This window comes from Rhizobium sp. M1, assembly GCF_002531805.1.
GTDB classification, from domain to species: domain Bacteria; phylum Pseudomonadota; class Alphaproteobacteria; order Rhizobiales; family Rhizobiaceae; genus Rhizobium; species Rhizobium etli_C.
In genome coordinates, this window is record NZ_NWSW01000026.1 from 1 (window position 1) to 16,158 (window position 16,158).

General features: G+C 62.4%; 14 protein-coding genes. 5 read left to right on the forward strand and 9 right to left on the reverse strand.

Annotation, left to right across the window (positions count from 1 at the left end; genetic code table 11):
• From CO655_RS33525 to CO655_RS23905, 7 genes are all read right to left on the reverse strand, one after another.
• Positions 1-351 (reverse strand): hypothetical protein (locus tag CO655_RS33525; protein WP_141514349.1); only part of this gene is annotated, 351 nt, incomplete at its 3' end.
• 433 nt (positions 352-784) lie between these two features.
• On the reverse strand, positions 785-1,804 hold the full coding sequence (locus tag CO655_RS23880; RefSeq protein ID WP_097608370.1) for an ABC transporter ATP-binding protein: 1,020 nt from the start codon (positions 1,802-1,804) through the stop codon (positions 785-787).
• Complete coding sequence (locus CO655_RS23885; RefSeq protein WP_097608369.1) at positions 1,792-3,486, reverse strand: iron ABC transporter permease; 1,695 nt, start codon at positions 3,484-3,486, stop codon at positions 1,792-1,794. Before CO655_RS23885 ends, CO655_RS23880 begins: the two co-directional genes overlap by 13 nt.
• Positions 3,487-3,493: 7 nt before the next feature.
• Positions 3,494-4,471, reverse strand: coding sequence for an ABC transporter substrate-binding protein (locus tag CO655_RS23890; protein WP_097608368.1), 978 nt, complete (start codon positions 4,469-4,471; stop codon positions 3,494-3,496).
• Positions 4,472-4,559: 88 nt separating this feature from the next.
• On the reverse strand, positions 4,560-5,306 hold the full coding sequence (locus CO655_RS23895) for an SDR family oxidoreductase (RefSeq protein WP_097608367.1): 747 nt from the start codon (positions 5,304-5,306) through the stop codon (positions 4,560-4,562).
• Between the two features lie 128 nt (positions 5,307-5,434).
• Positions 5,435-6,328 (reverse strand): AraC family transcriptional regulator, encoded by an 894-nt coding sequence (locus CO655_RS23900; protein WP_097608431.1) that lies wholly within the window; start codon positions 6,326-6,328, stop codon positions 5,435-5,437.
• A 100-nt stretch (positions 6,329-6,428) separates the two neighbouring features.
• A complete protein-coding gene (locus CO655_RS23905; protein ID WP_097608366.1) occupies positions 6,429-7,196 on the reverse strand; it encodes an alpha/beta hydrolase in 768 nt (255 codons plus the stop codon).
• 192 nt (positions 7,197-7,388) lie between these two features.
• Here CO655_RS23905 and CO655_RS23910 point away from each other — a divergent pair, with 192 nt between their 5' ends.
• The 3 genes from CO655_RS23910 to CO655_RS23920 all read left to right on the forward strand — a co-directional run bounded on the left by CO655_RS23910 (position 7,389) and on the right by CO655_RS23920 (position 10,283).
• A complete protein-coding gene (locus CO655_RS23910; protein ID WP_010034226.1) occupies positions 7,389-7,859 on the forward strand; it encodes a MarR family transcriptional regulator in 471 nt (156 codons plus the stop codon).
• Positions 7,860-8,089: 230 nt separating this feature from the next.
• Positions 8,090-9,148 carry an aldo/keto reductase gene (locus CO655_RS23915; RefSeq protein WP_010034223.1) on the forward strand — a complete coding sequence of 353 codons (1,059 nt, stop codon included), beginning with the start codon at positions 8,090-8,092 and terminating at the stop codon, positions 9,146-9,148.
• Positions 9,149-9,239: 91 nt separating this feature from the next.
• Positions 9,240-10,283 (forward strand): DUF2278 family protein, encoded by a 1,044-nt coding sequence (locus CO655_RS23920; protein WP_097608365.1) that lies wholly within the window; start codon positions 9,240-9,242, stop codon positions 10,281-10,283.
• A gap of 275 nt (positions 10,284-10,558) precedes the next feature.
• On the opposite strand, the gene CO655_RS23925 is transcribed toward CO655_RS23920, so the two are convergent.
• A complete protein-coding gene (locus CO655_RS23925; protein WP_097608364.1) occupies positions 10,559-11,779 on the reverse strand; it encodes a PLP-dependent aminotransferase family protein in 1,221 nt (406 codons plus the stop codon).
• Between the two features lie 319 nt (positions 11,780-12,098).
• Between CO655_RS23925 and CO655_RS23930 the strand changes: the two genes are divergently transcribed.
• On the forward strand, positions 12,099-13,199 hold the full coding sequence (locus CO655_RS23930; protein ID WP_010035117.1) for a branched-chain amino acid aminotransferase: 1,101 nt from the start codon (positions 12,099-12,101) through the stop codon (positions 13,197-13,199).
• A gap of 74 nt (positions 13,200-13,273) precedes the next feature.
• Positions 13,274-13,867 (forward strand): class I SAM-dependent methyltransferase, encoded by a 594-nt coding sequence (locus CO655_RS23935; RefSeq protein ID WP_097608363.1) that lies wholly within the window; start codon positions 13,274-13,276, stop codon positions 13,865-13,867.
• Positions 13,868-14,003: 136 nt separating this feature from the next.
• Here the strand turns inward: CO655_RS23935 and CO655_RS23940 are convergent, their stop codons facing one another.
• A complete protein-coding gene (locus CO655_RS23940) occupies positions 14,004-15,998 on the reverse strand; it encodes a PhoX family phosphatase (protein ID WP_097667084.1) in 1,995 nt (664 codons plus the stop codon).
• Positions 15,999-16,158 lie beyond the last annotated feature (160 nt).

Consider the following 16,158-nt stretch of genomic DNA (forward strand, 5'->3'; position numbering starts at 1 on the left):
GCGGAGCACATCGGCGCAGGCCGCTGAAACCACCACCACGCCCGCGGCAAGCACGAGATCCGCCTGCTTTTTTTCCTTCTTGTCCGGATATTCGGCAAAGATCTCCTTTGGAAAATGCTCGGCAGACATCCGCTCGCCCGCTTCATTCAACTCAGCCATCTGACCAAGATCCATCCCCGTCGGCAACGGATCAGCGGTAAACGCCTTGATCCGTGTTGAGTCCATGAAGGCGCGGCTGGCCCAGACCCGTGCGTTTTCCGGTTGCGTCACAGCGGTAATAATCTCCTGATTCAGTTCACATGCGCACAGACCAAATCCTGCCCAATAGTAGGGTAAAGTAGGATTGTTCAACTCACGCTCGCTGCCAAGTTCAACGAGAGATTATCAACCACATTTGGCAAGCGAATGCGTAAGTGACGACACGTCCCTTAATCAACGATACTTCTGCATAGAAAAAATAAGTCTGAAAACACTCCGCCCCTCCAAACTGGCATTTGCACTTACGATCACTATTCATGATAGATTTTAGCTATGTTGCCAACCATAATTTGCAACACGCTCTGCAAATCTTTACCGATGGGGATCGCCAGCGCCGTCATCGGCCGCGTGTCGTCGGTGGCCGCGAACCCACGCCTGCACAAGCTTCTGATAGACGCCCTCGCTCGACACCTCACGACGCTTCAAGGGCCAGCTCCCGTCGGCGGCCCTTGGACTCGTCAGGGACGCCCCCTCCCGGCGATTCATGTGTTCGGCCTTGGACCGTCCCCTGTTCTAGGCAGCTCCATCAAAGCCGCCAACCCGCGCGGATGACGACGCGCACGGCTTCACCAGATACGACAGCCACGCGGCTGAAGGCGCGCAGCGTCTGGCCGTTGCCGAGCGTCAGCTTGACGGCATAACGCTCGCCCTCGAACAGCACGGATTCGACGGTTACCGGAGCCCCCTCGCCGCCGACCACAACATCTTCCGGCCGCACGAGAATATCGGCGCCATCGGTGTTGGCCGCCTGGAGCGCATCCTGCAGTTCATCCCATTCCAGATGGCGTTCGCCGCCCATGACAGGCAGTGTCAGGATCGCGCCGCGTCCGATCAGGCTGCCGACGATGCGGCCCTCCGGCCGGGCATAGATTTCGGCCGGCGGCGCCACCTGCAGCAGCCGGCCTTCGGACATGACGGCGACATCGGTCGCCAGCGCCATCGCCTCGCTCTGGTCATGGGTGACATAGATCATCGTCGCGCCCGAGCGTTGGTGAAATTCTCTAAACGTCTCCTCCATCTCCTGCTTCAGGTGCCGGTCGAGATTGGCGAGCGGCTCGTCGAGGAGGACGACGTCGGGCGATGTCACCAGGCAGCGGGCGAGCGCCACGCGCTGACGCTGGCCGCCGGAGAGATCGGCCGGCCGCCGCCCGGCATGATCGGCAAGCCGGACGGTGGAAAGCGCCTCGCCGACCTTCGTCCGGTATGCCTTGCCGGAGACGCCGCGCACCTTTAGGGGATAGCCGACATTGTCGGCGACGCTCATATGCGGCCAGAGCGCATAGGACTGGAAGACCATCGCCATGTTGCGCTTCTCGGGCGGCAGCGCCTGGGCTGCATTGGCAAGCAGCCGTTCGCCGAGATGGATGGAGCCGTCGGAGGGCGTCTCGAAACCGGCGATCATGCGGAGAACCGTGGTCTTGCCGCAGCCGGAAGGCCCGAGCAGCGCCAGGAAGCCGCCCTCGCGCACATCGAGCGAAAAATCGCTGACGGCGGCGCGGCCGGTGCCGAAATCCTTTGCCACCCGGTTGAGGATCAGCTTCGCCATGGGACCACCCCTTTCGGCAGGCGTTTCGCCAGGAGTTCCAAAAGCACCATCATGACGACGACCATCAGGACGACGAGCACCGACAGCGCCGAGGCAAGGTCGGAGCTGCCGCTGTCGTCGAGATTGTAGATGGCGACGCCGAGCGTCTGGGTGCCGGCCGACCAGAGCAGCGCGGAAATCGTCAGCTCGTTGCAGGCGATCAGGAAGACGAGGATGACGGAAGCGCCGGCGGCGGGCGCAATCAGCGGCACGATGATATCGGAAAGCCGCCGAGAGAAACCGGCGCCGGACAAACGTGCTGCCTCCTCCAGCGCCGGATCGAGCTGGTGGAAGGCGCTGACCACGGGCTTCAGGCTGACGGCGAAGAAGGAGGAGAAATAGGCAATGAGAATGATCCAGATCGTGCCGTAGAGCGAGATGTGGAGGAAGGGGATGGGCGCTGCGAAAACCAGGATGAAAGCGACCGCCATGACGATGCCGGGCAGCGAATAAGGTATCTCGATCAGGCTCGCGATGATGCGGGACGCCGCATCCTTGCGCCGCGTCAGCATATAGGCCGCAAGCACGGTCACCACCAGGAGACACACGGCGGTGGCGCCGGCAAGCGAGATCGAGTTGACGAAAGCCGTGCGCGTCACCGCCTGCCGGAACAGGATCTCCTGGAAGGCATGCAGCGACATGGTCTTGAAGGTGAGCGGCACGCCGTAGGCGGGAACCAGCGCGCCGGCGACGAGCGCGAAGAAGGGTGCGGCGAGCATGAAGAACAGGATCGCCCAGAGGAGCGGCATGAAGGCGAACCGCCAGGCGCCGAGCTCGAAGGCGGCGCTCGCCCCGGACAGGCCGATGACGCGGTAATCGCGGCCTCTGAGCGCCCTATCCTGGATCATCAGCCCGGCGACCGAGATCATCGCGATGATTGCCGACAGCACGGCGACATCGCCGAAGGTACGGCTGGTGAAGGCGGAAAACTTGGTGAAAATCAACGTCGGCAGCGTGAAGATCGAGGCGGGTATGCCGAGAATGGCGGGAATGCCGAAATTGCCGGTGCAGGAGACGAATGAGATCGCAGCACCCGCGATGATGCCGGGCAGCGACAGAGGCAGGATGATGTCGCGGAAGACTCGAAAGCTGGAGGCGCCGGAAAGCCGTGCGGCCTCGACGCCGTCACGCGGCAGCGTCATCAGCCCGGCCCTGAGCGCGAGATAGACGAGCGGCGCATGCTGGACGCCATAGAGCAGCGCGATGCCGCCGACCGAATAGAGCGGCTGCGGCGAGCCGAGCGGCGGAGCGATCGCGAGCGCCTTCAGCAGCGGGCTCGACGGCCCCGACATCTGCACCCAGGCAAGGGCCGTCACCTGCGGCGGGATCATCATCGGCAGCACGAAGAAGAAGCTGAGCAGCCCCTTGCAGCGGATGTCGGTCAGCGTCAGCAGGAAGGCGAAAAGGCAGCCGATGAGAAGTGAGAGGATCGTGCCGAGAACGGATGTGACGACGGTGTAATAGGTGGCCTGCCAGAGCGCCGGGTCGGCGAGCACATCGGTGACACCGCCGCTGGCGAAGCCCGCGATCCCTGCTATGGCAAGGCGGGCGAGCGGCAGCACGCTGAGGATGAGCACGGTAATGACGATAAAAGGAAACAGCCAGGCGGGCTGGCTGTTTCCTGCTCTGACATAGCCTGGCATGAAGAGATCAGTTCGAGCCGTAAATGCCCGAGAAAGTCTTCAGGTCCTGGTCGGTATTCTTCAGCGCTTCAGCCGCATTGACCGGCAGGACCTTGATCGTGTCGCGCGCCGGGAAGCCTTCCGGCACCTTCATGCCGTTGCGGGCCGGGATATAGCCGAGCTTGAGGAAGCCTTGCTGGCCCTTTTCGGAGAGCACGTAATCGACGAACTTCTTGGCGGCCTCGGCATTCTTGCTGCTGGCGAGGATGCCGACCGGCTCGGTGACGGCGGAAACGCCGTCGCTCGGGAAGACGAATTCGACCGGAGCACCCTTGGCCTTTTCGCGGATCGGCAGGTAGTCGACGACCATGCCGTAAGCCTTCTCACCCGAGGCGACCGACTTCAGCACGGCGCCATTGCCGCCGGCGGCAATGGCGCCGTTTGCCTGAAGCGACTTGTAGAAGTTCCAGCCGAGGCCGGGAACGGCGGCAAGCGTCTGTGCATGGATGAGGGCCGCACCCGAAGCAAGCGGGCTCGGCATGGTGACGAGGCCCTTGGCTTCCGGCTTGGCCAGATCCTTCCAGCTCGCAGGCTTCATGCCGGCCGAGGTGTTGTACATGATGCCGGTGGTGATCAGCTTGGTCGAGTAATAGTAGCCGTCGGCGTCATAAAGGGTGGCGTCATACTGGGCGGCTTCCGGCGACTTGTAGGCGAGCAGCTTGCCCTCTTCCTTCAGGCGCTCCAGCGTCACCATGTCGGCGATCAGGAGAAGGTCGGCGACCGGGTTGCCGGCCTGGATCTCGGCCTGCAGTTTGGCCATGATCTTCGGCGTGCCGTCGCGCACCCAGTCGACCTTGATATCGGGATTGGCGGCCATGAAGCCATCGACCGTCGCCTGCGCATCTTCGTTCGGCTGGCTGGTGTAGAGAACGAGGTTTGCGGCCGAAGCCGGAATGGCAAAAAGGCTCGCGGCGAGAAGGGCTGTGGCGGAAACGATCGTTTTCATGGGAGGGATCCTCGGGATTGCGTCACCCTCCCTTATTAGGGGTCGTTGACAGAGATGTGACAGGCGGCGGCAGGCTCCGCCGCCCATGTCACCAGGGCTGCTGCGTGGGCATCACGAAGAGCTCGGCGATATCCATGCGGGCCGGCGCCTGCAGCGCGAAGAGCACCGTCTCGGCAATGTCACCGGCCTTCAGGAATTCCATCTGCTCCTTGAGCGCTTCCATCTGGCCACGATAATTGCCGTCGGAAATATGTTCGAAGAGTTCGGATTCCACCGCGCCCGGCTGGATGCAGGTCACGCGGATATTATGCTTCTTGGAAAGCTCGAGACGCATGCCTTCCGAGATTGCCGTCACCGCGTGTTTGGTGGCGCAATAGACGGCAAGGCCCGGGAAGACCTTCCTTCCGGCGATCGACGAGGTGTTGACGATATGTCCGCCCTTCTGCCTGATCATCATGGGCAGGACCGCGGCAGTCGTGTTCAACAATCCCTTGATGTTGACATCGACCATGCGATGCCACTCATCGGTCTTCAGCGCCTCCAGATCCGAGATCGGCATCAGGCCGGCATTGTTGAAGAGAATGTCGATCGAGCCGAAGGCTTCTGCGAGCTTTTCAGCGCCCGCCGTGACGGAGGCCTGATCGACAACGTCCATTTCGAGAGCGACGGCCTGACCGCCATTGGCAGCGATCTGCTGTTGCAGCGCAGAGAGCCGGTCGAGCCGGCGGGCGGCGAGCCCGATCTTGGCGCCTGCCTTAGCAAGCTTCAGCGCGGTGGCAGCGCCGATACCGCTCGACGCACCGGTGACGAGAGCAACCTTACCATCAATAGACATGTTTGCTTCCTTTCATGTGGCCGCTGCGAATACGGAGCCGGCCGCTGTTGACGGAGGACAATCTAGGAAAGGCGGCTGGCCTTCGCGCTCGGGCCTTTGCGGTCGATGTCGCGATCTTGCGGCAATCGTCAGCCGTCGCGATATTGCGAGGGCGTGACGCCAACGGCCTTGCGGAAGACGGTGGCGAAATGGCTGGGGCTGGAATAGCCGACGTCGAGGCCGATCTCGATGATGCCCCGGTCGGTTTCCCGAAGCAGCCTGCGCGCCTCGGCCATCCGCATGCGGATGAAATATTCCGAGGGCGAATAACCCGTCGACTGTTTGAAGACCCGGCTGAAATGGAACGGACTGAGACCTGCTTCGGCCGCAAGCGCTTCCAAGCTGAAGGCCTCGGCAATGCCGCTTGCCATCAGATCCGTCACCCGGCGAAGCTTGAACGCCGGAAGGGCAACCCGGCGCCGCGGCGGCCGATCCGCATCCGCGTAGGAGCGCACGAGATGGACGGCCAGCGCCTGGGCAACGCCCTGCACGAAAATCTCGCTCGGGTCGCTCGCCTCGGTCAATTCGCTGAGGATCAGCTGCAGCAGATGGTTTATCAAGGGATCGCGTCCGGCCGATACGTCGCGCAGGCAAAGCCGGTCGTGGCCGATAGACAGGACCTCCGCGGCGGCCGCCTCGATCAGCGGCAGGCCAAGATAGACATGCATCACGCGGAACGGTTCGGCCGAGGTGGAGGTCCAGCGCATCTCATAGGGCGTCGCCGAATTGGTCAGGTAGAAGTCGCCGACATCGGCGCGGGCGGCCTGCCATTCACCGGAGAATTCGCGCTCTTCTATGACGGCCGAGCCTGAAAGGATCGAGACCAGCAGCGGCTCGGCAACGGCGGGAACGATCAGCCCCTCTTCCCGTCCGCTATGCGACAGGAGATGCACGAGAACGTTCCTCCAGGCAGGTCCCTCGCTTCGTGAGAGAAGGCGGCCATGGATGTGGTCTTTGAGCTTATCGGCGGAGGTTCTGAGCATCCGCGCATTCTGCGAGAACGGCTGCGGTCTTTTCAAGCCCATGATGGGGCTTGCAGCATTCGGGCCACGGCACTCTCGCGCCGTGGCCCTGGAACGAATGTTATTTCGCAGCCTCTTCGATCAGTTCGGCAACCTTGTCAGGATGCGACACCATCACGACGTGGGAGGCGCCATTGACGACGACGGTCCGCTTGGACCCTGCCCGCTCGGCCATGAAGCCAAGGGCTGCGGCCGGGATGTTCTTGTCGCCGGTGCCGTAGACGAACCACGACGGCAGCTTCTTCCAGGCCGGCGCGCCGGATTTGTCGGTGAGCGCCGCCTCGGTGACCGGGCGTTGGCCAGCCGCCATCACGGCCGCCTGTTCAGCCGGCACGTCGCTGGCGAACTGGTCATGGAACTTCGCCTGGTCGATATAAAGATCAACGCCGCCGGTGCTGAGCTTTACCGGGGCCGCCAGCGCTCCGCTCAGCGTGCCGCCCGGAAACTTGCCGGCAAGATCGGCAACCGATTCCCCTGCATCGGGCGCGAAGGCCGCGACATAGACCAGCGACTTGACGTTGTCGTGGCCGTTCGCCGCAGTCGAAATGACCTGGCCGCCATAGGAATGGCCGACGAGGACAACGGGGCCGGCGATGCTGCCGACGACGTCAGAGACATAGGCAGCATCATTGGCAACGCTGCGCAACGGATTGGCGGCGGCCACGACCGGGAAGCCGTCCTTGCGCAGGATTTCGACGACGCCGTTCCAGCTGGATGAATCGGCAAAGGCGCCATGGACGAGGACGACGGTCGGCTTGGCCGGCTGAGCAACGGCAGCACCGGAGAAAAGCGCGCCCGCCAGGGCGACGGCAGCAGCAAACTTGAACATTGGTCATTTCCTTTCGTCGGTTGAGTGTCACAGGAGCCGAAGTGGGGTTGACGCGCTTTCCGGCTCTCGCGTTCGTCATTTAATTTGCAGGCGATTTCTTTGTACACGATCTAATTAGGTCATCTCGTCCGGGACGTCAATAGCTTGCAAACAGATCGCGCACAAATTATATTGAGGCCGAAGGAGAGCGTGATGAAAGACACCACATCGAATGAACTCGCCGACGTGCCCAAGATCGATGAAATGCTTTGCTTTTCGATCTATTCAGCCGGCCACGCCTTCAACCAGCTTTACCGCCCGCTGCTCGACGAATTGGATCTCACCTATCCGCAATTCCTCGTCATGACCGCTCTGTGGGCGCGTGACGACCGCACGGTGAAGGATCTCGGCGAGACGCTTTTCCTCGATTCCAGCACCCTCACCCCGCTGCTGAAGCGGCTCGAAAATGTCGGCCTCGTCACCCGCAACCGAAATCCCGCCGACGAACGCCAGGTGCTGCTGCGCCTGACGAAAGAGGGACAGGCCCTGAAACGCCGCGCCACCCACGTGTACGACTGCATCGGCAAAGCCGTCGGCCTCGACGCCGAGACCGTCGGCAAGATCAGGGACACGATCGCTTCGATCCGCGACACCATTCACAACAGGGATACGGGCGAGGCCTGACGCGAGGCCGCCTCCCCGCGCCGCTGCGACGGTTTTCGTTCGACAAGCCGATAGCATATTGTAGGATCTGTCGGCTGCCGGCACGCGCGATCGGTCATCACCGCCACGCGGCCCGAGACGCCGGTGCCCCGCAAATCTTGCCTAAGCCTCACGCAGGCGTGAACCACGCCGCCATTGCCATTCGGCCGTGCTGAGGTACGTCAATCCTGTTTTGATGAAGGAGGAGTTTTATGGAATATCGTCTGCTCGGCCGTTCCGGCCTGAAAATTTCGACATTGACCATGGGCACGATGACCTTCGGCGGCGTCGGCTGGGCGAAGATGGTCGGCGATCTCGGCGTCTCCGAGGCGAAGAAGATGATCGATATATGCATTGATGCCGGCATCAATCTGATCGACACCGCCAACGTCTATTCATCCGGCGAATGCGAAAACATCATCGGCGAGGCGCTCGCCGGCAAGCGGCCGCAGGGCGTGCTGCTCGCCACCAAGGCCCGCTTCGGCATGGGCGACGGCCCGAACGACCGCGGCCTTTCGCGCTACCATCTGATCCGCGAATGCGAGGCGAGCCTGAAGCGCCTGAAGACCGATGTCATCGACCTCTACCAGGTGCATGAATGGGACGGCCAGACGCCACTCGAAGAGACGATGGAAGCGCTCGACACCCTGATCAAGCAGGGCAAGGTGCGTTATGTCGGCTGCTCGAACTATTCCGGCTGGCACATCATGAAGGCGCTTGGGCTCGCCAACGAGCACGGCTATCAGCGCTTCGTCAGCCAGCAGATCCACTATACGCTCGAATCCCGCGACGCCGAATACGAGCTGCTGCCGATCTCGATCGACCAGGGCCTCGGCGTCCTGGTCTGGAGCCCGTTGGCCGGCGGCCTGCTCTCCGGCAAGCATCGCCGCAACCAGGCTGCACCCGAAGGCACGCGCCAGTTCGCCGGCTGGACAGAACCGCCGATCCGCGATGAAAACCGTCTCTGGAACATCGTCGAGACGCTGGTGGCGATCGGTGACGAGCGCGGCGTCTCGGCCGCTCAGGTGGCGCTCGCCTGGCTGATCGGCCGCAAGGCGGTCACCTCGGTCATCATCGGCGGGCGCACCGAGGCCCAGTTCCGCGACAACATTGCCGCTGCCGAGCTGAAGCTGACGGAAGAAGAGCGCAAGCGCCTCGACGCCGTCAGCCTGCCGCCGATCCTCTATCCCTATTGGCACCAGCTGAACACCGCAAGCGACAGGTTGAGCGAAGCCGATCTCGAACTCTTCGGCCCGCATCTCCAGCAATAGCAGCTGAGGCCTGCTCGGCGGAGGATACGCGTCACAAAAGATGCACTTTATCAGTGCTAGCATGAGATCCCGCCACTGTAGCGAGGTTCTCATGCTGAAGAATTACAAGGTCCTGAAGGGTACGGCGAGCGCGCTCGCCCTTGACGACGACAACGATCCCCATATCGAGATCCGCATCGAGGCGGACGGCGTGAGCTACCGCATCGCGCTGAACGTCCGCTCGAAGATGTCGCCCCACGACCTGCTCTACGCCAATATCGTCGATTTCAAGCACGCGGCGCTGACGGAGGCGCTGGAAGCCCTGCCGATGGGCCTGACCGACATCCGCAAAGACCGTCCGGAGCTTGCGATCGATTATGTCCGCGGCGGCCTGATCGAGCGCGAGGATATGGATGTCGCACCCTTCCAGCTCTCCGGCCCGAAGAACGATCTGAGGGAATTCATCGAGCCGATCGTCGAGGAAGGCATCGCCGATCCCGACATCCATTTCTATGCCTTCGGCGAAGCCTGGGGGCCCGAGCACAACAAGCCCGACCAATATTTCGATTTCGAACCCGGCAACGGCATCCACGACATCCACATGAACCAGGGCGACAATGGCGGCTTCAAGGCCACCAACGGCCCGAACCAGGATGGGGCGCTGCTCGTCCACTTCACCGATACCGACGAATGGGCGGCGATCTTCCTCTGCTTCCAGTCGCAGAACTGGAACACCGATGCGGCCACCGGTCATCCGGTCGCCGAGGATCGCGGCGGCCAGGGCCGCGGCGAAGGCACGCGCCGGCCGCAGCCAGTCGTCGCCTCGTCGCTGCGTATCATCGCCGCGCTGATCAATCCGGTGAATGGCGAAGGCGGCACCGAGGCCGAAACGGTGACGCTGATGAACCGCTCCGACATGTCGGTGTCGCTCGACGGCTGGAAGCTGGAAGACGAAAACGGCCGGACCCAGACGCTGTCGGGAACGCTTGCCGCAGGCGAGATCCGCACCATCGCGCTCGACGCCGCAGCCGGCGGCCCGCAGCTCGCCAACCGCGGCGGCGACATCATCCTGCGCAACACCGACGGAGCGGTGGCCGACCGCGTCGGCTACGGCAAGAGCGAGACGGCGAACGAGGGCTGGACGACGATTTTTTGATTAGACGCTGGTGCACTGGTTTGCAAAAACATGGCAATGGAAGGATAAACGCTTACCCCTTCCCTCTGAGAGAAGAGGGCGTACCGTGCGGCCCCCTCATCCGGCTGCCGCCACCTTCTCCCCGCCGGGGCGAAGGGGTTGTGGCAACGTCTCGCGCTCATCTCTGCAATCGAAAGGCGGGGCAAGCGGCTTGCTCCCTCTCTTCTCCCCAGCGGGGAGAAGGTGGCCCGAAGGGTCGGATGAGGGGGCTGCACGGCACAGCCCCTCGCAAGCAATCACCCACCAATCTCATCCGAGATCAGCTTGCCCAACCGGCTGATCCCATCCCCGATCATTTGCTCGTTGGCGCAGGAGAAGCTGAGGCGGAAGGTGTTGGCGCCGGAGCCGTCGGCGAAGAAGGCCTTGCCGGGTACGAAGGCGACCTTGGCGGTTTCGAGCGATTTCGCCAGGAGCTTGGCGCCATCCATGCCTTCCGGCAGCGTGATCCAGATGAACATGCCGCCTTCCGGCTTCGTCCAGCTGGTGCCCTTGGGCATATATTTCTCAAGCGCCGCCAGCATGCAGTTGCGCCGATGGCTGTAGGCGGCCTTGATCTTGGCGACCTGCGCATCGAATCCACGTTCGGCCACATGGCTGATCGCGATCTGGTTGATGGTCGAGGAATGCAGGTCGGCCGCCTGCTTCATCAGCACCAGCTTGCGGATGACGGGCGCATTGGCGACGATGAAACCGACGCGAAGACCGGGCGCCAATGTCTTGGAGAAGCTGCCGCAATAGATCGTGCGGGTATGGTTGATATGGCCCCTTTCGGCAATCTCCAGCGCCAGGATCGGCGGGATCGGCTCGCCGTCGAAGCGCAGCGACTGATAGGCGGCGTCCTCGATGACGGCGACGTCGAGTTCTTCGGCAAGCGCCAGCACCTGCTTGCGGCCGGCGAGATCGACCGTTTCACCGGTCGGATTGGAGAAATCGGCGGAGAGATAGGCAAATTTCACCTTGCCGCCGGCGGCGGCTGCCGCCGCGCGGTAGGATTCCGGTGTCCGGTTGCCGCCTGGCGTCAGCTGGTCATAGGCCGGCTCATAGGCGTTGAAGGCCTGCAGCGCGCCGAGATAGGTCGGCCAGGTGACCAGCGCGGTGTCATTCGGCGACAGGAACAGCTTGCCGAGATAATCGAGCCCCTGCTGCGAACCGGAGACGATGAAGATGTTGTCGAGTTCGCAGGGAATGCCGAGACCCGCCATCTGCTTGGCCAACCATTCGCGCAGCGGCTTGTAGCCTTCGCTGACCGAATATTGCAGCGCCGAATTGACGGCAGGACCTGCGAAGATATCGGCGTAGGCCTGCTTGAATTCCTGATCCGGAAACAGCGCCGGATCAGGAATGCCGCCGGCAAAGGAGATGATTTCGGGCCGGTCGAGAAGCTTCAGGAGCTCGCGAATTTCGGATGCGCGCATGCGCGACGAGCGCGATGCAAACATGGTGTCCCAGTTCAGCATGGGGTTTCCTCGTATTTTTCTATAATACGGCCGACAAACCATGCGGCGGAAATTATGTCAACAATACTGACCTATTTTCTTGTCATGGTGACATGTTGGAGACTTTATATTCCAAAGCCTTGGATATTCCGGATCTCACTTGATATTGACGCCATCCGATATCGAAGCCGCTCGGTCCCGGATTTGCTGCTCGACAGCAGCCACATCAAGCGATTATTCCTCCGATCAAAGCCGAAACCGACTGATTCAGACCTTTCCAAGACCGGCTCGGCGGCGGTAGTGTCGCCGCCACTCTTCAATTTACTATCAAGGTGCAGCAATGACCGTGACGTCGGCCTCTCCGGAAATCAAAATCGAACTCCACAAATCTCCCGTCTCGGACGCCGAACGTATTCAGGCACTGGAGGCGCCCGGCTTCGGCAAGCTCTTCACGGATCATATGGTCCTGGCACGATGGACGGCCGACAAGGGCTGGCACGATGCGAAGGTTACGCCGAGGCGGCCCCTGGAACTCGATCCGGCGAGCGCCGTGCTGCACTACGCGCAGGAAATCTTCGAGGGCATGAAAGCCTACAAGGCGGACGACGGCCGGATTCTGCTCTTTCGACCTGAAGAGAATGCGCGCCGCTTCGCGCAGTCGGCGACCCGCATGGCGATGCCTCCGGTGCCGGAAGAACTCTTCCTGAAGGCGGTCGAAGAACTGGTCCGCGTCGACAAGGCCTGGATACCTTCCGGCGACGCCAGCCTCTATCTTCGCCCCTTCATGTTCGCCAACGAGGCGTTTCTCGGCGTTCGTCCGGCCCAGGAATACGTCTTCTGCATCATCGCCTCTCCGGTCGGCGCTTACTTCAAGGGCGGCGCGAAGGCCGTCTCCCTCTGGGTCGAGACCGAATACACCCGTGCAGCCGCCGGCGGCACCGGTGCCGCAAAATGCGGCGGAAACTACGCAGCCAGCCTCGTGGCGCAAGCCGAGGCGACGAAGAAGGGTTGCGATCAGGTCGTCTTCCTGGATGCCGCAGAGCATCGCTGGGTCGAAGAACTCGGCGGCATGAACGTCTTCTTCGTGATGAACGATGGGTCGGTAGTCACCCCACCGCTTGGCGGCACGATCCTGCCTGGCATCACCCGGGCTTCCGTGATCGTGCTCGCCGAAGAAAGAGGCTTGCGGGTCGAGCAGCGCCCCTACTCGTTTACGGAATGGCAAAACGACGCTGCCAGTGGCAGGCTCGCCGAAGCGTTCGCTTGCGGCACCGCCGCAGTCCTGGCGGGTATCGGCCTGGTTCGACATGCCGGCGGCGAGTTTCTGATCGGAGACGGACAGACCGGCAAATTGACCAGCGAACTGCGCCAGCAGCTCGTCAGTCTGCAGAAGGGCATAACGAACGATGAGCACGGCTGGACGCGCCTCATCCCGGCCTGAACTCGGTCGTGCGCCGACCTGCTTTCGGAAAGACACCTTCAATTCCAACCGACGTTGGGGATCGGCCGCTCCGCATGCACCGTGACAGCACCTCCGCCTTCTACGACGAAAACGCCGAGATTTATGCAAATCGGGCGCGCAGCCTGCCAAAGCAAGAGCTCGATGCCTTCCTCGCGCGGCTCGCACCGGGTGCCGCAATCCTCGAACTCGGCTGCGGCGGCGGGCAGGACAGCGCCTACATGCTGTCGCAGGATTTCGACGTGACACCGACCGACGGCTCGGCCGAGCTTGCAAGGCAGGCGGAAGTGCTGATCGGCAGGCCGGTCAGGGTCATGCTGTTCCAGCAGCTCGACGCCGAAAACGCCTACGACGGCGTCTGGGCGCATGCGAGCCTGCTCCATGTTCCGAGATCCGAGCTCGCCGACGTCTTCGCCCGTATCCGCCGCGCTCTGAAAACCGGCGGTCTCCTCCATGCAAGTTTCAAAGCAGGCGAGGCTGAAGGCTATGACGGCTTCGGGCGCTACTACAACTATCCCTCCGCAGACTGGCTGTCAGAGCTTTTGACCAAAAGCGGCTGGCGCAACGTCGCCATCAGCGAAAGCGACGGCGGCGGCTATGACGGCAAGCCGACGCGGTGGATCACCGTGATGGCGCTGAGGGCCGCATAACGCGAATACCCGGCGCGGCGACAGGCTCATAAAGGCGGCCGGAAGAGGAGCTCGTCCCGGCCGCTAAATGGCATTCGCAGCGAGTTGGCAGCCTGACTGCCACTCGCCCTGAGGCTCGACGCCGCGTTTCCTGTCGTCAGACCGCAATCTTGCCGCCGCCAGCCTTGGTGATCGCAACGACCGCAGGACGCACCGGCATATCAGGTTTGAAGTCCGGCCAGCGGGTGGAAAGATCCTCGTAATAGGACGGGCGGCCATGGCCCGGCCAGTCCTCGCCGCCATCGCCAGGATGCTGCACGGCGACGAACGCCGTCTGGTCGTCCGGCGTGAACAGCGGGCCGCACATTTCGGCGCCGACCGGCACGCGGAAGAACAGTTTCGAGGTGGCGCGCGCCGCCCCTTCGGTATCGACGGCCCACAGACCGTCGGTGCGGCCGGTGGCCTTGTTGTTATTGCCATCCGTCGACACCCAGAGGCGGCCGGTGGCATCGACGGCACAGTTATCGGGCATGCCGAACCAGCCGTTCTTGGTCGTTTCGGTCGAGAAGGTCGCGCCGACGGCCGCAACCGAGGGATCGCCGCACTTCAGGAGCACTTCCCACTTGCCTGAGGTGGCCGTGAAGTCGCCGTCGTTTTCCGAGATTTCGATGATGTGGCCGAAGGCGTTTTCCGCGCGCGGATTGGCGGCATCCACCTGGTCGGCCTTGCGGCGGGTATTGTTGGTCAGCATGACATAGACCTTGCCGTTGACGCCGTTCGGCTGGACGTCTTCCGGGCGGTCCATCTTGGTGGCGCCGAGCGCGTCACCGGCGCGGCGACATTCGATCAGCACGTCAGCCTGGCTGGTGAAGCCGTTCTCCGCCGTCAGCGGCCCCTGGCCGAAGACCATCGGCAGCCACTGCATGGTACCGTCCTCGTTGAACTTGGCGACGTGGAGCGTGCCGCTGTCGAGCAGGTTCATGTTGGCGGCGCGATCATTCGGGTTGAACGCCGCTGATGTCACGAACTTGTAGACATAATCGAAGCGCTCGTCGTCGCCGAGATAGAAGACGACCTTGCCGTTCTTGGCGACGATCGACTCGGCGCCCTCATGCTTGGTGCGGCCGAGCGCGGTCCGCTTCTTAGGTGCCGCCGTCGGGTCCATGACGTCAACCTCGACGATCCAGCCGAAACGGTTCGGCTCGTTCGGCTCCTTGGAAAGATCGAAGCGGTCGTAGAAATTGGCCCACTCGTAGGCGCCTTCCGGAACGCCGTAACGCTTGTAGTTCGCGGCTTCCTTGTGACCTTCCGGCAGCGCGCCGGAGAAATAGCCGTGGAAGTTTTCTTCGGCCATGATGTAGGTGCCCCAGGGCGTGACGCCGCCGGCGCAGTTGTTGATCGTGCCGATGGCGCGGGTGCCGGTCGCATCGGCGCTGGTCTTCAGACGGTCGTTGCCGGCGGCCGGGCCGGTGATTTCCATCGGCGTGTTGGCGGTGATGCGGCGATTGTATTTGCCGTCGGTGACGACCTGCCACTTGCCACCCGTCTTCCGAATCTCGACGACGGTGCCGCCATGGGCCGCCATCTCGACATCCACCTGCTCCTTGCTGAGCGCGCCCTGCTTGATCTTGCCGTCGACCACCTGCACCAGCCCGGCAAACATCAGATGCGGGTTCGTGTATTCGTGATTGACGACGAGCAGGCCATGTTCGGACGAACCGTCGAGCGGAATGAAGCCGACATAATCGTTGTTGTAGCCGAACTGCTTGCTCTGGGCATCGGCCGTCTGCTTCGTCGGATCGAACGCAGGCGCCCCCGGCAGCACGGCATCGCCCCAGCGCAGCAGAATATCGGCATCATAACCTTCAGCGACATGATGCTTGTCGTCGACGCCGGCCTCCACTTCGGAGAAGTTGAAGGCAGAGCCTTTATTGTCTGCAGCGCGCGCCTCGTCCGCGCTCATCAGCGCGATCGGGCTCACTGTGGCGGCAATGGCGGAAACGGCAAGCGAACCCTGCAGAAAATTGCGGCGCGAAAAACGCTTGCCGATGATTTCACCCATCGTCGGATTGGCGCTGGTGTTGTGGCCGTCACCATCCGCGTCCTCAAGCTGAGTCGTCGGGAAAATTTTCTGGGAAAGATGCTCGTTCATCCGATGCCTCCACGGTTCAAACTGGTGTCAAATTATCTTGTTTTTAGACCCATTCTAAACCTAGAGGCGCGATATTACGGTTTTGCGACAAGAACGCCTTGAGGATGCTGTTCTCTCAGGCGGGAACGATACGGCTCAATCAAAGGCCAAGGCTGGACAT

What these genes read in the sequence shown, in the direction of transcription:
- CO655_RS23900 (WP_097608431.1), bottom strand. Translation starts at nt 6,328, where the DNA reads ATGCTCAGAACCTCCGCCGATAAGCTCAAAGACCACATCCATGGCCGC.
- CO655_RS23890 (WP_097608368.1), bottom strand. Translation starts at nt 4,471, where the DNA reads ATGAAAACGATCGTTTCCGCCACAGCCCTTCTCGCCGCGAGCCTTTTT.
- CO655_RS23905 (WP_097608366.1), bottom strand. Translation starts at nt 7,196, where the DNA reads ATGTTCAAGTTTGCTGCTGCCGTCGCCCTGGCGGGCGCGCTTTTCTCC.
- CO655_RS23940 (WP_097667084.1), bottom strand. Translation starts at nt 15,998, where the DNA reads ATGAACGAGCATCTTTCCCAGAAAATTTTCCCGACGACTCAGCTTGAG.
- CO655_RS23935 (WP_097608363.1), top strand. Translation starts at nt 13,274, where the DNA reads ATGCACCGTGACAGCACCTCCGCCTTCTACGACGAAAACGCCGAGATT.
- CO655_RS23880 (WP_097608370.1), bottom strand. Translation starts at nt 1,804, where the DNA reads ATGGCGAAGCTGATCCTCAACCGGGTGGCAAAGGATTTCGGCACCGGC.
- CO655_RS23895 (WP_097608367.1), bottom strand. Translation starts at nt 5,306, where the DNA reads ATGTCTATTGATGGTAAGGTTGCTCTCGTCACCGGTGCGTCGAGCGGT.
- CO655_RS23885 (WP_097608369.1), bottom strand. Translation starts at nt 3,486, where the DNA reads ATGCCAGGCTATGTCAGAGCAGGAAACAGCCAGCCCGCCTGGCTGTTT.
- CO655_RS23930 (WP_010035117.1), top strand. Translation starts at nt 12,099, where the DNA reads ATGACCGTGACGTCGGCCTCTCCGGAAATCAAAATCGAACTCCACAAA.
- CO655_RS23910 (WP_010034226.1), top strand. Translation starts at nt 7,389, where the DNA reads ATGAAAGACACCACATCGAATGAACTCGCCGACGTGCCCAAGATCGAT.
- CO655_RS23915 (WP_010034223.1), top strand. Translation starts at nt 8,090, where the DNA reads ATGGAATATCGTCTGCTCGGCCGTTCCGGCCTGAAAATTTCGACATTG.
- CO655_RS23920 (WP_097608365.1), top strand. Translation starts at nt 9,240, where the DNA reads ATGCTGAAGAATTACAAGGTCCTGAAGGGTACGGCGAGCGCGCTCGCC.
- CO655_RS23925 (WP_097608364.1), bottom strand. Translation starts at nt 11,779, where the DNA reads ATGCTGAACTGGGACACCATGTTTGCATCGCGCTCGTCGCGCATGCGC.